15 protein-coding genes are annotated in these 18,667 nt (G+C 35.4%); 5 read left to right on the top strand and 10 right to left on the bottom strand.

All coding sequences use genetic code 11. The annotated features are described in order from the left end of the window. Positions 1 to 8: 8 nt before the first annotated feature. Both B0A80_RS05770 and amaB read right to left on the bottom strand, forming a co-directional pair. A complete protein-coding gene (locus B0A80_RS05770) occupies positions 9 to 752 on the bottom strand; it encodes a hypothetical protein (RefSeq protein WP_070906119.1) in 744 nt (247 codons plus the stop codon). Positions 753 to 862: 110 nt separating this feature from the next. Beyond that, positions 863 to 2,416, bottom strand: a complete 1,554-nt coding sequence (amaB, locus tag B0A80_RS05765) for an L-piperidine-6-carboxylate dehydrogenase (RefSeq protein WP_017494592.1) — start codon at positions 2,414 to 2,416, stop codon at positions 863 to 865. 181 nt (positions 2,417 to 2,597) lie between these two features. Between amaB and B0A80_RS05760 the strand changes: the two genes are divergently transcribed. Beyond that, positions 2,598 to 3,557, top strand: a complete 960-nt coding sequence (locus B0A80_RS05760; protein ID WP_089076709.1) for an MBL fold metallo-hydrolase — start codon at positions 2,598 to 2,600, stop codon at positions 3,555 to 3,557. Positions 3,558 to 3,897: 340 nt separating this feature from the next. Here B0A80_RS05760 and B0A80_RS05750 read toward each other — a convergent pair whose 3' ends face one another. The 3 genes from B0A80_RS05750 to B0A80_RS05740 all read right to left on the bottom strand — a co-directional run bounded on the left by B0A80_RS05750 (position 3,898) and on the right by B0A80_RS05740 (position 6,116). Then, the gene (locus tag B0A80_RS05750) at positions 3,898 to 4,209 is read right to left on the bottom strand and encodes a hypothetical protein (protein ID WP_070906122.1); all 312 of its coding nucleotides are present in this window, start codon (positions 4,207 to 4,209) and stop codon (positions 3,898 to 3,900) included. Between the two features lie 126 nt (positions 4,210 to 4,335). Next, positions 4,336 to 4,875, bottom strand: a complete 540-nt coding sequence (locus B0A80_RS05745; RefSeq protein WP_089076707.1) for a 3-hydroxyanthranilate 3,4-dioxygenase — start codon at positions 4,873 to 4,875, stop codon at positions 4,336 to 4,338. A gap of 140 nt (positions 4,876 to 5,015) precedes the next feature. After that, a complete protein-coding gene (locus B0A80_RS05740) occupies positions 5,016 to 6,116 on the bottom strand; it encodes an endonuclease/exonuclease/phosphatase family protein (RefSeq protein WP_089076706.1) in 1,101 nt (366 codons plus the stop codon). Between the two features lie 228 nt (positions 6,117 to 6,344). Between B0A80_RS05740 and B0A80_RS05735 the strand changes: the two genes are divergently transcribed. The 3 genes from B0A80_RS05735 to B0A80_RS05725 all read left to right on the top strand — a co-directional run bounded on the left by B0A80_RS05735 (position 6,345) and on the right by B0A80_RS05725 (position 8,546). After that, positions 6,345 to 7,244, top strand: a complete 900-nt coding sequence (locus B0A80_RS05735; RefSeq protein ID WP_089076705.1) for a S66 peptidase family protein — start codon at positions 6,345 to 6,347, stop codon at positions 7,242 to 7,244. A 167-nt stretch (positions 7,245 to 7,411) separates the two neighbouring features. Continuing rightward, positions 7,412 to 7,771: a YraN family protein gene (locus B0A80_RS05730; RefSeq protein ID WP_089076704.1), complete on the top strand. Its 360-nt coding sequence runs from the start codon at positions 7,412 to 7,414 to the stop codon at positions 7,769 to 7,771. 118 nt (positions 7,772 to 7,889) lie between these two features. After that, the gene (locus B0A80_RS05725) at positions 7,890 to 8,546 is read left to right on the top strand and encodes a hypothetical protein (protein WP_008466087.1); all 657 of its coding nucleotides are present in this window, start codon (positions 7,890 to 7,892) and stop codon (positions 8,544 to 8,546) included. A gap of 68 nt (positions 8,547 to 8,614) precedes the next feature. Here the strand turns inward: B0A80_RS05725 and mfd are convergent, their stop codons facing one another. Together mfd and B0A80_RS05715 are read right to left on the bottom strand one after the other, a co-directional pair. Continuing rightward, positions 8,615 to 11,980, bottom strand: coding sequence for a transcription-repair coupling factor (gene mfd, locus B0A80_RS05720; RefSeq protein ID WP_089076703.1), 3,366 nt, complete (start codon positions 11,978 to 11,980; stop codon positions 8,615 to 8,617). Then, the gene (locus B0A80_RS05715) at positions 11,973 to 12,599 is read right to left on the bottom strand and encodes a hypothetical protein (protein ID WP_017494582.1); all 627 of its coding nucleotides are present in this window, start codon (positions 12,597 to 12,599) and stop codon (positions 11,973 to 11,975) included. The genes mfd and B0A80_RS05715 overlap by 8 nt, the downstream gene beginning before the upstream one ends. A 309-nt stretch (positions 12,600 to 12,908) precedes the next feature. Here B0A80_RS05715 and B0A80_RS05710 point away from each other — a divergent pair, with 309 nt between their 5' ends. After that, entirely contained in the window at positions 12,909 to 13,847 is a 939-nt protein-coding gene (locus tag B0A80_RS05710) for an L-threonine 3-dehydrogenase (RefSeq protein ID WP_017494581.1), read from the top strand. Between the two features lie 194 nt (positions 13,848 to 14,041). Here the strand turns inward: B0A80_RS05710 and B0A80_RS05705 are convergent, their stop codons facing one another. The 3 genes from B0A80_RS05705 to B0A80_RS05695 form a co-directional block, all read right to left on the bottom strand. Beyond that, positions 14,042 to 14,389, bottom strand: coding sequence for a helix-turn-helix domain-containing protein (locus B0A80_RS05705; RefSeq protein WP_089076702.1), 348 nt, complete (start codon positions 14,387 to 14,389; stop codon positions 14,042 to 14,044). Between the two features lie 234 nt (positions 14,390 to 14,623). Then, positions 14,624 to 16,504, bottom strand: a complete 1,881-nt coding sequence (locus tag B0A80_RS05700) for a M1 family metallopeptidase (protein WP_070906129.1) — start codon at positions 16,502 to 16,504, stop codon at positions 14,624 to 14,626. Positions 16,505 to 16,566: 62 nt separating this feature from the next. Then, positions 16,567 to 18,201: a S8 family peptidase gene (locus tag B0A80_RS05695; RefSeq protein WP_089076701.1), complete on the bottom strand. Its 1,635-nt coding sequence runs from the start codon at positions 18,199 to 18,201 to the stop codon at positions 16,567 to 16,569. Positions 18,202 to 18,667: the final 466 nt, after the last annotated feature.

Genomic DNA, 18,667 nt, shown 5'->3' with positions numbered 1-18,667 from the left:
CTTTTAATTTACCAATTGGCCTGCGGAAGAGTCTCTACAATTGTATCCGGATTATCTCTTGCAAATAACATTTGTCGTTTCAATTTAAATTCTCCTATTTGATGTTCACTTGGCATACTATCATGCAATGTATTCGTAACTTCATGATCATATTTGCCTGAAATAAGATCATATTCACTCGTAAGCCACGAACCTGCACCTGAATGAAAAGTACCAATACTAATAAGAACTAATTTATCATCTATATACTTATATACAGCTTCTCTATTACCAGCTGGTCCCATTCCCTCAAGCAAAATATGCAATTTCTTTTCAGAATCTATAGAAATATCTCCAAGTCTAAAATAATCTGGATATTCCGGACCTACTGCTTCCCATGAAAGGTCTTGTAATTTATATCCTCCGCTTTCTTGCTGCAAAAGCACCAAAGTTGGACGTGAGTCTGCGCTATCATTAGTATTCTGCAAAACAATTACAACATCTTTTAGGTTGTCATCATTTAAAAATCCTTCCGCTTGCATTTTTATTTCGCAAGGTTCTAAAACAAAATCCTGGATACTTTTTCCTCTTTTTGGAAACTGAAGTTCTTTTAAAGTTACTATAGATTCATCACTTTCATACCCGTCCTCTTCTCCTTCAAAAGTGTTTTGATTCAACGTATCTTTAATCGCTACTGCCGTTTTTTCATCTGATTTTTTACTACAACTTATCATAAAAGCTGTCAAAAACAATAAAAGTATTTTTCGATCCATTTAATACCAATTTTCAATCAAAAATAAACAAAGCTCTATAAATTGGACCTAAAAAAACCGCTTATTTGGAACAAATGAAATAAGCGGTTTCTAATTGAATTTATTAAATATTACAAATCAAATTTAATTCCTTGTGCCAAAGGCAGACTCGTTGTATAATTGATTGTATTGGTCTGACGACGCATGTAAATTTTCCAGGCATCAGATCCTGACTCACGACCGCCTCCGGTTTCTTTTTCTCCACCAAAAGCACCTCCAATTTCAGCACCGGAAGTTCCGATATTTACATTCGCAATTCCGCAATCAGAACCCACTACTGATAAAAATCTTTCTGCTTCACGCAAATTATTTGTCATAATTGCTGATGATAATCCCTGAGCAACTCCATTTTGAAAATCGATAGCGTTATCCACTTCTCCCGAATATTTAATCAAATATAACACCGGAGCAAATGTTTCGTGCTGTACAATTTCAAATGAATTTTGAGCCTCCGCAATTGCAGGTTTTACATAACAGCCGCTTTCGTAACCTTCACCTGAAAGCACTCCGCCTTCCACGAGGATTTTTCCTCCTTCGGCAACCACTTTGTTTAAAGCTTTAGCATACTGCTCCACCGCATGTGTATCAATAAGTGGTCCAACGTGATTGTTCTCGTCTAATGGGTTACCAATTCTTAGTTGTTTATAAGCAGCAACCAAAGCATCCTTTACTTTATCATAAATACTTTCGTGAATAATTAGTCGGCGTGTTGAAGTACAACGCTGTCCTGCTGTACCCACAGCTCCGAAAACAGCACCAATAACGGTCATTTTAATATCGGCATCCGGAGTTACAATAATAGCATTGTTTCCTCCTAACTCTAACAATGATTTCCCTAAACGTCCGGCAACTGCCTGTGCTACAATTTTCCCCATTCGGGTTGAACCTGTAGCCGAAACTAACGGGATTCTGGTATCGGCTGTCATTAATTCTCCTATTTTATAATCGCCGTTGATCAAACAAGAGATCCCTTCCGGTAAATTATTCTCTTTGATCACCTGAGCGATAATGTTCTGACAGGCAATTCCGCAAAGAGGTGTTTTTTCAGAAGGTTTCCAAACACAAACATCTCCGGAAATCCATGCCAAAGCTGTATTCCACGACCAAACCGCTACCGGAAAGTTAAACGCCGAAATGATTCCCACAACTCCTAACGAATGGTATTGTTCGTACATACGGTGTCCCGGTCTTTCTGAATGCATCGTTAATCCGTGAAGCTGACGCGATAAACCCACTGCAAAATCACAAATATCAATCATTTCTTGCACTTCACCATAACCTTCTTGCAATGATTTACCCATTTCGTAGGAAACCAACTTACCAAGCGCTTCTTTATTGTCACGAAGCTTTTGTCCAAACTGACGCACAATTTCTCCACGTTGTGGTGCAGGAATTAAACGAAAACTTTTAAAAGCTTCTGTAGCTGCCTGCATAACTTTTTCATAATCCTCAGGCGTCGACATTTTTACTGATGCTATTAATTTTCCATCAACCGGTGAAAAGCTGTTTAAAATTTCTCCTGAAGAAAAATTCTCCAGCCCCGTTGATGTTCCTTCGTTTATTGATTTGATGCCCAATTTTTCCAGAGCCTCATTCATTCCAAACTGTGATGCTATTGTTGTCATTGTAACTTTTTTTGTTAAAATTGTTATATTTTTATGTAAAGATATTATTTCGGACCGAAAATAGACCAAACTAATTTGTTAAAATCAGGTAAATTTAGCTTTAATTAAAATGAATTACAGCTTTCTATCATGATTTATTCGTCTTAATTGATGAAATTTGTGGCACTAAAATTACTCTAATATGTCTATTCTTAACCGATTTTTAATCTGTTTTCTTTTGCTTTCCGTTCATGTATTTTCTCAAAAAGAACAAAAATCTTCCTTTCAGGTGGTTCCGTTAGGCATAAAAGGAGGAATAGATGAGAAGAATCTTTCTGCTTATTTAGTTGCCCCTACTCACACCAATGATTTTATCTGTTTAGATGCCGGAACTGTGAATGCCGGAATTGAAAAAGCAATTGAAAACAAGGTTTTTAAAGTTTCAACCAGCGAAGTTTTACGAAAATACATCAAAGGGTATTTTATTTCTCATGCACATTTGGATCATGTTTCAGGTTTAATAATCAACTCTCCTGCTGATTCTTCCAAGACGGTTTATGCCACTGAAAAATGTATGGAAATAATGGAAAACCATTACTTCAACGATCAGACCTGGGCCAATTTTGGAGATAAAGGCCCCGGAACTCCATTAAAAAAATACCATTTCCAGACTTTAAATATCGGAGAAGAAATTCCGGTTACCAATACCACGATGACGGCAAAAGCATTTCCGTTGAGTCATGTGAATCCGTTTGAAAGCACTGCCTTCTTAATTAAAAATGGAGAATCGTATATTCTCTATCTGGGCGATACCGGTCCTGATGCTGTAGAGAAAAACGACAAATTAAAGTCGCTCTGGACTTCAGTTGCGCCTTTGGTTAAAAGCAAACAATTAAAAGGTATTTTTATCGAGGTTTCCTTCCCAAATGAACAACCGGATCAATTTTTATTCGGACATCTTACTCCAAATTATCTCATGAAAGAGCTTCATGTTTTAGAAGAATTAGCAGGAAAAGGTACTTTGAATGGTTTCCCTATTATCGTGACTCATCTCAAACCACCTGTTAAGAATATTACAAAACTAAAAGAGCAGCTGCAAAAACAAAATGACTTAAAGATTAAAATTATTTATCCTGAACAAGGAAAAAGATTTGAATTGTAAATTATTTTGTAGGTATTTTTTTATAAATTTACTGAACTAATTTTTTAATAATGAAAATTGTTTGGTCAACAAAAGCTAAATATACTTTTTATACAACACGTAATTATTTAATTCAATATAGAAATACTGAAATCGCACAAAAATTTGTGAATGAAGTTTTACGAAGTACTAATTTAATTTCGAAAAATCCCCATTTAGGAAAGTTTAGGTATGATTTAGAATGTAATGAAATATTTATTACAAAACATATATCACTCTATTATGTAATTAACGAGGACTTCATTCATTTAATTCGGTTTTATGATAACCGTCAAAGACCGGCAACAATTTTAGACCTTTTTTAAATTATTCCATTACTCTTTAATTCAAGTAACATGTCTTCATGTGTCATAAAATTACCCTCTTCAAACTCTCGTTTGGCTTGTTCAATATCAGCCTTGAGCTCTAATCTGAAATTTTCTTCGGGAGAAAGTATTTTTGCTATAGACAATACTTCATCCGGAGTGAAAGTCTGAGATTTTAGTTTTCGATAGAAAGTCGGACTTGGAATACCAACTTTCTCGATAATATAATTTTTTTTATATGGAGATGTATCAATTAAATTTTCAATACTATTTACAATATTCATGTATGTAATTATTTCTTGTATCATTTTTGATATGTTTTTTACATCGTTTATAATACAAATATACACCAAATATGAATGTAAATTATTTATTTGCCATAAAAACAAAACCCGACAGGTTTTGAAAACCTGTCGGGTTGAATAAGTATACTTTTATTTCTTCGCCACAAATCTGGGATCCGATTCCATTACAGTTCCGCAATTATCGCAGGTTCTCAACTCTAACGAATTATAAAAATGTTCGAAATGCGGCAGAAAATCTTTTTCTATATTATGCAATTCAAAAAACACTTCATAGAGTTTATGATTGCAATGATCACAATGCCAAAGCAATCCGTCAGTATACCCTAATCCTGCACGTTTGCGTTCGATTACCAATCCTATTGAGCCTTCGGAACGAACCGGTGAATGGGGAACTTTAGCCGGATGAAGATACATATCACCTGCATGTAAATCCATTTCCTTTCGTTCACCATCTTCCTGAATAATCACTTTTATACTGCCTTCCAGCTGATAAAAAAGCTCTTCGGTTTCATTATAATGATAATCTTTTCGGGCATTCGGACCTGCAACAATCATCACGATATAATCACCGGAATCAACATAAAGATTTTTATTCCCAACGGGAGGTTTTAGTAAATGACGGTTCTCATCGATCCACTTTGTTAGATTGAAAGGTTTTGCTATTGCCATTTTTAAAGGTAGTAAGTTTCTAAGTAGCTAAGTTAAGGAAAAGTTTTCAGTCTCAGTGCCCGTTTTTAGTCGCGGTCGCAGTTACAGTTTACAGTGATCAACTAAGACTGGGACCGAAAACTGAGACTGTAAACTAAAACTTACTTCACTTCTTTGATTAAATATATATAAACCGGAAAATGATCACTAAATCCAACTTCTGTCAAACTATGCCGTAACGGATACCCTTTATACGGTCCTGAGCTCTGAACCAGAAAAGTTTTATTGAAAATTCCCGCTTTCCAAAAGTTAAAAGTCAAAAAATCAGCTTGTATAAGTGACTTTGTAATGATGATCTGATCAAAAATATCCCAGGAATCTCTAAATGCAATTGTACCTAAACCTTTATCGAGCATTGCCGCAAAGGGATTAAAAAGCCCGAATTCCTCCACTTCTGATTTTTTTGTCTTTGCACCCAAAACAGTTTTTACACTTTTATTAAAGGGCCCATCATTCAAATCGCCCATTGTAATCACTTTAGCATGGAGGTTTATTTGCTGTAGCGAATCGATAATTCTTCTGTTTAAACTTCCGGCAGCTTCCCGAAAAATACTGCTTGCTTTCTCCCCTCCCGATCTGGACGGCCAGTGATTGACAATAATATGAATTTCCTCTCCTTCTAAAAATCCTGAAATTAAAAGCTGATCTCTGGTAAAAACCCGATTCTTATTATCAGTTTTAATCTCAATATCATCTTCCGGTTGCTGAATCTCCTCTTCTTTATCTGCATTTTTTTTAAGATAAATACGCAGCGGAATATTGGAATATGACGTGGGTCTAAAGTATTTTCTCTGATATAAAAGTGCAACATCTATTCCTCGTTTATCCGGCGAATCAAAATGAATGATCCCATAGTCAAAAGGAAGTAAACTTGGTTGTTTCACCAGATCTTCGAGAACCGTGCGATTTTCAATCTCGGCACCACCAATGAGTACCGGAGCATTTGAGTTATCCGGCCTTCCAATTTCAGACAAAACTTTGGACAGGTTTTTTAATTTCTGTTCGTATTTTTCCATCGTCCAATGCTGAGTCCCATTAGGTGTCCATTCGTCATCGTTGGTATTGACATCATCATTAATATCGAAGAGATTCTCAAAGTTATAAAATGCGATAGTATGGATAGCATATTTTTTTGGCTGTGCCTGCAGAATTGTAAAAGATAAAAAAACGATACTACTGAATTGAAAAGAAATTACTCTCATAAACTTAACTCTTTAAAAGGTTCAATTTAAACAATTAAACCATATTGTAAGAATTTTCTAATGATTTTGTTTTTAAAAATATTTATATTTGTTTTATCTTTACGAATGAATTAGCAGAAAAACATGAAAGCGAGCACCCGTCAATACCACAGAAACTACTTTTCTATTTATAAACTCGTATTTCTTATTTTTGCTTTACAATCCATCCACTGTCAATCACAACAAAACATGATAACACCACCTTATTTACAAAAAGGAGATACTGTAGCCATTTTAGCAACGGCTAGAAAAAATATAGATGACAATCTGAAACCTACTATAGATTTATTACACAGCTGGGGACTTGAGGCTGTAGTTGGAAGTACTATTGGTTTGGATTTTAATCAACTGGCCGGTACAGATGAACAACGTGCTGCCGATTTTCAAAAACAGTTAGACAATCCAAATATCAAAGCAATATGGTGTGTTCGCGGTGGCTACGGAACAGTGAGGATGATCGATTTACTTGATTTTACCAAATTCAAACAACACCCAAAATGGATTGTTGGTTTTAGTGACGTTACCGTTCTGCACAATCATTTGAATACGATGGGCTATCAGTCCATTCACGGGATCATGCCAGTAACGGTTCCAAGAGCTACTCCTGCTGCGATCAGTTCAATGAAATCTGCCTTGTTTGGTGAACCTATTTCCTATAGTATTGCTCCGGATAAAATGAACCGCTTTGGAAAAGCAACCGGGGAGTTAGTGGGGGGAAATCTATCTATTTTATACAGTTTATTAGGTTCTCCTTCGGCAATTGACTGTAAGGATAAAATTTTATTCCTTGAAGATCTGGACGAATATCTGTATCATATCGATCGTATGATGATGAATTTAAGACGCAATGGATGTATCGAAAACCTAAAAGGAATTGTTGTTGGAGGTATGACCAAAATGAAGGATAACGAAGTTCCATGGGGGAAAAATGCGGTAGAAATTGTAGATGATGTGACCAAAAAGTACAATATTCCCGTAATTTTTAATTTCCCAGCCGGACACATTCAGGATAATAGGGCCTTAATAATGGGAAGTACCGTTACTATTGATGTAAATGCATCCGGAAGTTCTCTTACCTTTAAAAAATAATAGCATCTGAGATTTTTTCTCTAAAGAACTTCAAATACCACATATCGTAATCTCGCAAAAACGCGAAGTCGCAAAGTTATATTCCTTTCTTTGCAACTTCGCGTCTTTGCGTGCAAATTGCTCATTACTGCATAAAAAAATCACAACTCGCAATTCATAATTAAAAGATGGCAGAACACAACGAACTTGGAAAAAAAGGTGAAGATCTCGCTGTAGAATACCTCGAGCAAAATGGCTATAAAATTCTCGATCGAAACTGGACTTTTCAAAAGGCCGAAATTGATATTATCGCCGAAAAAGAATCTATTTTGGCCGTTATTGAAGTCAAAACAAGATCAAGTTTAAGCTTTGGTTTACCACAGGATTTTGTGAAACCTAAAAAGATTCAACTGCTGGTAAAAGCCGTAAATGCCTATATAAACGATAGGAAAATGGATATTGAAGTCCGTTTTGACATCATTGCGATACACAAAAACAAGGAATCATTTGCAATTGAACACATTACAGACGCTTTTTTCCATTTTTAACATAATTTTACCTTGTTATATTTGTAACAAATTGTTCTTTTATTTATATTCGCGAAGTTTTATAACACAAAATTAACTACAACAAACCAATTAAGTTACAAAAAAAAAGAAAAAAACTATGAAAACCGTTTCTTCAATCGTCGAAAATTACATTAAAACAAAACCCTTTTTATTAAATGCGTTATCACTTGGAATTATTAACCTTACTTCTCTTTCGCGGAACATTATGACCGAATTAGAAAGTGAGTTTGGTAAGGAAGTAAAACAAGGCGCTGTTGTAATGTCATTGAAACGACTCACAGAAGAACTGGATTTTAAACTGAATCATAAAATCAATAAAGTAATCAAGAATATTGGCGAAATCACGGTTCGATCTGAATTGACGGACTATACTTTTGCCGCTTCCGAAACTGTTCTGAACAAACAGGCTGATTTAATTTCTGACATTAATGCTTTATCTGATATCTTTTACACCTCATCACGTGGGGTAAACGAAACTAATATTGTAGTAAGCAGTAGCGTAAATCACTTGGTTGAAAAACATTTTATGCGCGAGAAACTTATTCAGAAATTAGACAACCTGGCCTCTATAACTGTAAAATTGCCAAAAGAAAACATCGTGGTTCCCGGAATTTACTATTTCATTTTCCAGCGTTTGGCCTGGGAAGGAATTATCATCAATGAGGTAATTTCGACTTCAAACGAATTTACCATCTTAGTTGGAGAAGATCAGGTTGATGTTGCTTTTAAAGTAATTAAGGACCTGAAAAATTAAATCTAAAAATAAAACCCGACAGATTTCAAAAATCTGTCGGGTTTAGAATATTATACCTTTTAAAATTGTTATTCTCCCAGTAACTCCATCAACTCCAATGCTCGTTTGGTCGATTTTACATTGTCAAAAGTCAATAAAAGACGTAAACCGTTAGGCGTTTGTTTTTCTTTCATCTGACAAAGATTACTATGGGTTTGTACAAATTTGATCACTTTATGAAAACGTTTGGACTGGTAATAATCTGATTGCTGGTCTGAGACGAAATAACCAATCATTTTACCTTTTTTCATCACTAACTTCTCAATACCTACACTTGTTGCAATCCATTTGATGCGAATACTATTCATCAAAGCATTGGCACGTGGCGGCATTGGTCCGAAACGGTCAATTAGTTTATTTTGAAAAATTACCAGTTCTTCCTCATTTTTCACACCGCCCAACTCGTTGTATAAACTCAAACGTTCGGTGACATTGTTGATGTATTCATCAGAAAACAATAGCTCAAAATCAGTATCAATTTGCAGATCTTTTACATATTCCTTGGTTTCGATATCGTTCTCTTCCGGATATAAGTCCTTGAATTCATTCTCCTTCAATTCTTCGATGGCCTCATTCATGATTTTTTGGTAGGTATCAAATCCAATTTCATTAATGAAACCACTTTGTTCTCCACCCAGTAAATCTCCTGCACCACGAATTTCAAGATCTTTCATCGCAATGTTAAAACCGCTACCTAATTCGCTAAACTGCTCTAAAGCCTGAATACGTTTTCTGGCATCTTCGGTCATAGAGGAATAAGGCGGACAGATGAAATAACAAAATGCTTTTTTATTGCTTCGACCTACTCTTCCTCGCATTTGATGCAAATCAGACAATCCAAAATTATTGGCATTGTTGATGAAAATGGTATTGGCATTTGGTACGTCCAAACCACTTTCGATGATGGTTGTGGCTACCAGAACATCAAAATCGCCGTTCATGAAACCCAGCATTAATTCTTCGAGTTTGGCTCCTTCCATTTGTCCGTGACCGATTCCAACTCTGGCATTTGGGACCAAACGCTGAATCATACCGGCAACTTCTTTTATATTTTCGATTCGGTTATTGATGAAGAAAACCTGTCCGTTACGCTGAATTTCATACGAAATGGCATCACGGATTATTTCTTCATTAAACCCAACAACATTGGTTTCTATAGGATATCGGTTTGGCGGAGGGGTCGTAATAACAGACAAATCCCTCGCTGCCATTAATGAAAACTGAAGCGTTCTCGGGATTGGCGTTGCCGTTAATGTTAGGGTATCGACATTCGCAGCAATGGTCTTAAGTTTATCTTTTACGTTTACTCCAAACTTTTGTTCCTCGTCGACAATCAATAAACCAAGGTCTTTAAAAACTACATTTTTATTGACTAATTGGTGTGTTCCAATCACAATATCCAGTTTCCCTTCTGCTAAATCTTTTAAAGTTTGCGCTTTCTGTTTGGCGGTTCTAAAGCGGTTCATATAACCAATGGTAACCGGCATGTCTTTCAAACGTTCTGAAAACGTACGGTAATGCTGGTAAGCCAAAATGGTGGTCGGAACCAAAACGGCTACCTGTTTACTATTGTCTACTGCCTTAAACGCCGCACGTATCGCTACCTCTGTTTTTCCAAAACCTACATCACCACAAACTAAACGATCCATCGGACGATCGCTTTCCATATCCGCTTTGACTTCCTGAGTCGATTTAGTTTGGTCGGGCGTGTCTTCGTATATAAATGAACTTTCTAATTCATTCTGCAAATAACTGTCCGGTGCAAACTGAAAACCTTTTTCCAGACGTCGTTTCGCATACAACTGAATTAAATTGAAGGCAATATGTTTAACCCGCGCTTTGGTTTTTTGTTTTAAAACTTTCCAGGCGTTTGATCCCAGTTTATAGATTTTTGGAGGAGTTCCGTCCTTTCCGTTGTATTTGGAGATTTTATGAAGCGAGTGAATACTCACATACACAATATCATTATCGGCATAAACCAATTTTATAGCTTCCTGCGTTTTACCTTCAACCTGAATTTTCTGCAGGCCGCCAAATTTTCCAATTCCGTGATCGATATGCGTTACATAATCACCAACCGAAAGCGCGGTTAATTCCTTAAGCGTAATATTCTGCTTTTTCGAATAACCGTTTTTGATATTAAATTTATGATAACGCTCAAAAATTTGGTGATCGGTATAGGCTGTAATCTGACTTTCTTCATCAATAAATCCCTGATACAAAGGCAATACAACCGTATGATATTGTTTTCGAATGTTCTCGGAATTAGCTTCGTCTAAAGTTTCGAAAATATCATGAAAACGCTTGGCCTGAGTTTCATTCGAACAGAACAGATAATTTTTATATCCGTTAAAGTGATTGTCGCTCAGGTTATTCAGCAGCAAATCAAATTGTTTATTGAAGGATGGCTGCGGATGAATATGAAAATCGAATGTTTTGGTGGTCTTGAAAACAGGTTTTGAAGCCAATTCGACTATTGAAAAATCTAGCGCCCGTTTGATAAATGAGCTCTGATTTAAGAATAGTTTCTCAGGTTCAGCCCTTTTTATTTCTTTTGAAAGTTTCTCGAAAGCTTCTTCGGCTCTTACGAATTGTTTGTCTAACTGAGTGAAAAGTCCTTCTGTATTTTGAATAAACAAAACGGTTCTCTCGGCAATATAGTCTAAGAAACTCTCTCTGTTTTCCTGAAAAAGTTTGTTCTCGACATTCGGGATTATCGTGATCTTTTTATGGGTTTCTACTGATAATTGTGTTTCTACATCAAAACTTCTGATACTGTCTACTTCGTTACCAAAAAACTCTATTCGGTACGGATGATCGTTGGAAAACGAAAATACATCGACAATTCCGCCTCGAACAGAAAACTCTCCCGGTTCTGTGATAAAATCGACTCTTTTAAATTCATATTCAAACAAGACTTCGTTGATAAAATCTATCGAAATTTTATCGTTCAAAGCGACTTTCAAAGTGTTTTTATCAAGTTCCCTGCGTGTCACTACTTTTTCGAAAAGTGCTTCGGGATAAGTAACAATTACGGCAGGTTTTTTACGGGAATTGATTCGGTTTAAAACCTCAGCACGAAGCAAAACATTAGCATTGTCTGTTTCATCAATTTGATACGGACGGCGAAATGACGCGGGATAAAACAACACATCCTGTTCTCCAATCATTTGTTCGAGATCGTTCAAATAATAAGCAGCTTCTTCTTTGTTGTCTAAAACAACTAAAAAAGGCAATTCTGATTTTTTGAAAACAGCACGCAAAACAAATGAAACTGCCGATCCTAACAATCCGTTAAGATGCATTTTTATTTGTTTCTGTTCCAGTAATTGTGTGGCAATCTGCTGATTTTTTGGCAGATTATCATACAGGGTATATAAGGCGTTTTTACTCAACTTTTGGTGTGTTTGGATCTATATTTTTCCCCGGAATCGGAGCTGTGGTCTCGTTTGGAATGGCACGAGCGGTATCTAACATTCTTAAGAAATCTTCCTCACCTTCTTCTTTCGGAATTTTACTTTTTACAATAACAACATCCATCTGTCTTTCTAATGAAACCAATTCTTTGTTGATTTCACCAATTAAAAATGTCACTTTCTCTGAAGGAATTTGATTCAGATGAATGAATAAATCCATCATTCTGACTTTTGTAATCAAAATAGAAATTCGGCTTCTGATCTGTGGAATATTGAATTCTGCAGGAATATTATTGTTTAAAGCCATTACTTTTTTTGAAATCGCAGTTGATTTCTTTTGAAAGGCTCCAATTGTTTTTCTGGGTTTATCTCTGAGTTCATTCAAAAAGTCACGCCACTCACTCCACGAATTCACTTTTTGCTCCGAGATTTCGTTGATTGGCTCATCGATAAAAGACCAGCTTTTATTGATTTTATTAAAAATGACTTCGTTTTTTTTGGCTTCCTTTTCGTTTTCAGCGCGACGTTTTTCATCTTCATTCTGACATGAATTCAATACAAAAACAAAAAGCAAAAAAAGAGATATCTTATATTTCATTTGGTAAAACATTAAGCTACAAAGTTACAAAGTAATTTTACAATTACGAATTCTGATTTTCGGTACAAATTACATTATTTAGCTGCCATTAGACCGAAACAAATTTAGGAATTCTACTTTGTAAGACTTATGGAAAAATCCTGAATTTCTGATCGAAAATACTTATAATTTATAATTTACATTCTGTATTCAACAGCGAATAATCTAAAAAAGAATCTTTATCATTGTTAAATTTATAATTTGTTCTCCTTAAAAGCGAAAACATTTGCGAAAACGTTATATTTGTCTCTCAAAAAAACTATTCAAAAAATGAATCCAAAAATATTAATCATTGGTGCCTGCGGTCAAATTGGGACGGAACTGACTCAAAAACTGCGCAAACTATACGGAACAGACAATGTAATTGCTTCTGATATTAGAAAATTAAATACTGACGTTGTAAATTCCGGTCCGTTTGAAGTAGTCAATGCTTTAGATTTCAACCAAATTGAGCATCTTGTTGAAGTGCATCAAATCACTGATATATATCTGATGGCAGCACTTTTATCGGCTACAGCCGAGAAAAACCCTGCATTTGCTTGGGATCTGAATATGAATTCATTATTTCATGTTTTAAATTTAGCAAAAGCCAAAAAGATAAAAAAGATATTCTGGCCTTCCAGTATTGCGGTTTTCGGGCCTACTACACCTAAGGAAAACACTCCTCAATATACCGTAATGGAGCCTTCTACGGTTTACGGAATTAGTAAACAAGCGGGAGAAAGATGGTGCGAATACTACCATAATATTTACGGAGTTGATGTTCGAAGCATCCGTTATCCGGGCTTAATCAGCTGGTCGACGCCTCCTGGTGGCGGAACTACAGATTACGCTGTTGATATTTTTTACAAGGCTATTGCCGATAAAAAATACGAGTGCTTTTTATCTTCGGAAACAAAAATGCCAATGATGTATATGGATGATGCAATTGATGCAACTATTAATATCATGAAAGCACCTGCGGAGAAAATTAAAATACATTCTTCTTACAATTTAGCTGCAATGAGTTTTACTCCTACTGAAATTGCTGCAGAAATTAAGAAACATATTCCTGAATTCGAAATAACTTACAACCCTGATTTCCGCCAAAAAATTGCGGACAGCTGGCCGGCTAGTATCGACGATTCTCAGGCAAGAGAAGACTGGGACTGGAAACATACTTTTGATCTTGAAACCATGACAAAAGACATGTTAGAGCATTTAGGATAAGATCTGCTTACAAAATATAAAAACGCACAAATTGTGCGTTTTTTTTATGCTTCTCATTTGCTCACCGATATTACTCATTAAACAGATGAATAAAGATTTTTCTATTCTTCTCCATCTGGTTACTTTTTGAGAAAATAATCTATTAATAAAAAGTATCTTTTTAAAATTTATTTCTAAAATTAAACAATACTTTTTCATTCTCCTTCTTTCTCCGGGATCTCTGTTTGCCTTTCGATCAATAAAACGGTCTTTTCTATTCTTTTCAGAAGTTTAAATATGGTAATGAAAGATACCGGATCTGCGGTCAGATTATCTGAAATTAGAATCTTCCCCGCTTTTCTTTTGTCTTTAACGTCTACCAGCCTATCTACACTAATCTTATATAAAGCGGCTATTTTCTTTAAGTTTTTATACGTTGGATAAAAGATATCGCTTTCCCATTTTCCATAAATCGTTTGTGAAACTTTCAAAATAGTCGAAATCTCCTTTTGCGACATTCTTTTTTCTCCTCTTAATTTTTGCAGCTTTGTACCAAAAGTCATTTTATTATTTTTGAAGCGAATATACTACAAATATATCTTTTGTTGCTGATTTAATCGTTTAAAATTAGAAGAAAATTCTTAGTTTCATCTTTTATGGATTTTATGGCTTAAAAACTATTGATCCCTCCTCTTCATCACGCGTCAAACCATAATAAAAACTCTAACTGTAAAAAAGCAAAAAAGCCAAAGCTAGCAGAAAACTAACTTTGGCTTTTTTTATATTTTAAGTGACTATTACTTCACCTCATAAACATTATTTGCTGCTTTTACATCGGCCATTAATCCACTTGGATCAATCGTGATTTTCTTAATGGCAGTTTTGTTTTTGTCTATTGTAAAACTATAATTCGATTGTGCCCAGGCCCAGTCGTCTAAAACGGTTCTTTTTACATTCGGGTTTGGATTTGGCTTGATGAAGTTCATCATTCGTAACGGAATATAGAAACTTTCAGAAGTACCATCTGTGTATTCCACTGTTAAATCAATCGGCATTGGCATTCTTCCGATTCTTTCTAAAGTGATATTGGTTTTTCCTGCGTTATCCGCTACTTCTTTGATACCATAATCAATTGTATTGGTAGTTCCTGTCCAATCGATTAAATACCAATCTAATTCTGCTCCTGAAACTCTCTCTGCTGATCTTTTAATATCATTTGGAGTAGGGTGTTTGAATTTGAAATCATTGTAATATCTTTTCAAAGTAGCATCTACATTGTCTTTTCCAATTACATACTCTAATTGCGACAAGAAAAGGCTTCCTTTTACATAAGAAGAAATACTGTAAGGTCTGTTTTCATCATAACGGTCTCCATGAGTGGTTTGTGGCTGCTCTTTTCCCGAATTAACCAGGCTGTAATAAGCAGCATAATTTCCTTTAAACGGATTCACTTCTTTTTTATCGCCTTTCAATTCATTCAAAGCACTGTCTTCGATGTAAGTAGTAAAACCTTCATCCATCCAAGGGTGTTTTGATTCGTTTGAAGCCAAAATATGCTGAAACCAGGAATGTCCTAATTCATGAGTTGCTGTTCCTAAAATCCCTTCAAGAGTTCCGTTTCCAAGCATTAGGGTACACATTGCATACTCCATTCCGCCATCTCCACCCTGAATAAAAGAGTATTGTTTGTACGGATATGCTCCCACTCTGTGGTTGTAATAATCCATTACTTTCACCATTAAAGGTTCTAATTGTTTCCAATTTGCAGTTGTTTTTGGATTGTTTTTGTAGAAGAAGTGCAAATCAACATCATTTGGTCCTTTTACAATATCATGCGTGTATTCTTTATCTGCTGCCCAGGTAAAATCATGAACGTTTGGTGCAATAAAATGCCAGGTCAACGTTTTTGTTTTCTTTGGATAAGTAACGGTTATACCTGCATCTTCATAACCGTGACCTATTTGATTCTTATCTTGTAAATATCCTGAACCTCCGATAGTATACTCTTTATCGATTGTAATTTTCACATCAAAGTTCCCCCACACGCCATGAAATTCTCTGGCGATGTATGGATCTGCATGCCAGCCTTCGAAATCAAATTCGGCTAATTTTGGGTACCATTGTGACATTGACAATTCTACTCCTTCAGAATTATTACGTCCAGTACGACGAACCTGAACCGGAACTTGTCCGTCAAAATCTAAAGTAAAGGTTGTTTTAGAATTTGGTAAAATTGGTTTCGCCAAAGTCACTTCTAAAATAGTTCCGGAAACTCTCGTTTGTGCCGAAACTCCATCTTGTTTAAAATCTGAAATTTTTAAATATCCAATTTCATTTGGTTTTAAAGTTTCAATTCGGCTTTGTTTGGTTTCTTTACCATCTGCGCCTTTTACTTTATTTACCATTCTTCCATCAGGATCTTTTATAGAATGCAGACGAGCATCCATTTCACTTCCCGGCTGAAATGCATTTAAAAATAAATGGTAATACACTTTCTTTAAAGTATCAGGAGAGTTGTTTGTGTACACTAACTCTTGTTTTCCTTTGTACTGATAGTTTTTTACATCCATGGAGACTTCCATTTTGTAATCGACATGTTGTTGCCAATAAGGAGCGCTTTGTGCAAATGCTGAGTTTAAACTCAAACTCAAAAAAGATAGTAGTAAAATTTTTCGCATGGTTATTTCAATCAAAATGGAAGAGCGCGAACTCTTCCATTACATTAGTATTCTGTTTTTGTTTATTTTTTAGACATTTTTTCGGCCATCAATAAAGCATTGTAAGCGTTAACCATTTTAGCTGTTCTTGAAGATTCTGTCGAAGAAACCGCTACCGGTTTTGCTTCAGGATTATGGTTTTCACCCAAAACAACCATTGATGGAAGCGCCACTCCTGAGTCCATTAAAATTTGTTTTACCTGAGCTGCTTTTAATTTTGGATAGTACGAACGTATCAGTGCTGCCACTCCTGCTGCATTTGGAGCAGCCATTGAAGTTCCTTGCAGGTATTTGTACTTATTGTTGGGTACTGTTGCATAAATTTCTTCACCCGGAGCAAAAACATCTACATTTATTTTTCCAAAGTTCGAAAATCCTGCTACAACAGTTTCGCCATATTCTTTATTAAGTGCCCCAATTGTGATTACGTTATCAGCAAACTCTTTAACGTTATCTTCTGAGTCGTTTGGATAATTGATGTTTTTGGTCTCATCAATATTGTATCCGTCATTTCCGGCTGCATGCACTATTAGAACATCTTTTTTTGCTGCATATTTTATTGCATCATACACCCATTTTTTATGAGGAGAGAAACTTTTTCCAAAACTTCCGTTGATCACTTTTGCTCCGTTGTCTACTGCATAGCGAATCCCTAAGGCAATATCTTTATCGTATTCATCACCATCCGGAACAGCTCTTACGGTCAGGATTTCTACATTATTGCTAACTCCGTCTCCTCCTAAATTATTCCCGCGAACCTGCGCAATAATTCCGGCTACGTGTGTTCCGTGAAGCGCTTCCTCTTTATCAGGACCAAAAACAATATTATTTCCGTAACGTGTGTTTTTAATATCCTCCGGATTATCTCCTACTATTTTTCTTCCGTCAAATTCTTTATTTAAGTTGTAATTCAACTGACCGTAAACCTGCTTACTATACTCTTTTAACTCAGAGTCAGGGTCAAAAGTTGGCCCTGCATTCGTTAAAATTTGAGTCATGATCTCTTTACTCTGGGCAACTTTTGGATCTGTAGAGGTTATAGTATTTAGATCCTCAATTTTATAAGTTGTTTTATTAAGTTCTTTTTGTATTGTTTTATGAACTTCTAACAAAAAGTCAGATTGTTGCTTGTCTCTTAAAGCGTCTTCGTACTTTTTAGTATACTGCGCCAAAGCCTCTTTATATTCAGGAGATCCGTCATCACCTTTTTTAACGACACGCGTTAATTCAAGATTTTCATGAACAGCATTTCCTAAGAAATTCCATCCGTGAACATCATCAATAAATCCGTTTTTATCATCGTCGATTCCGTTACCCGGAATTTCTTTGGGATTGGTCCAGATCATCCCTTTCAGATCTTCATGTTCGATATCGACACCTGAATCTACAATTCCCACGATCACCTTCTTTCCGGTTTTTCCTTGCAATAATTCAGCATAAGCTCTATCGACACTCATTCCCGGGATCGAATCTTTGATTAAATCAAGATGACTCCATCTTTTTAATTCATTTTCGCTAACAGGGGCTTTTTTAACAACGGCTAAAGGAGCTTTGATAAAATCTTTTCTTGCCGATTCCTGCGCTTGCATAGTGGTGGTGCAACCTGCTAAAACGATTAATGCAAAAGCAGATAATTTGAGGGGTTTTATATGACTCATATATCTAATATGTATTCTAAAGTTAAATTATGGGTCTAAATTATGATTTTTTGTTACATAAAGCTAACGATTAACACTGTGTTATGATTTTTTGTTTGTGTTTTAAGAAAGTGTAAAATATAATTAAGATTCTTAACTTCAAATATTTACACAAATCCTTACATTCAAAAAATAGTTGCTAACTATTTTTTATTTTAATGAATAAAAAAATATGGTTTACGTCTTTCCGTAAGGAAAATTCGTCTAAAACTATTATCCTTGCGTCAGAAACCTCAAAAACATACTTTTATGAAAATAAAACTACTTTTTTTGCTTCTGTAAAATGTATCTCCCAGATATACCAAACTATCAGTAATATACTGAAGTACAATTCTTAGCCGGTTTTAAAACAGCAATAAAAAAGGGTATCCTTTTTTTGTTGTTATTACTATTACTAATCAAGCTTAAAGGCTCACTCAATAAAACC

The organism is Flavobacterium tructae (assembly GCF_002217475.1).
GTDB lineage: Bacteria > Bacteroidota > Bacteroidia > Flavobacteriales > Flavobacteriaceae > Flavobacterium > Flavobacterium tructae.
Note: the sequence above shows the minus strand (reverse complement) of the source record. Positions and strands in the feature narration are given on the sequence as shown.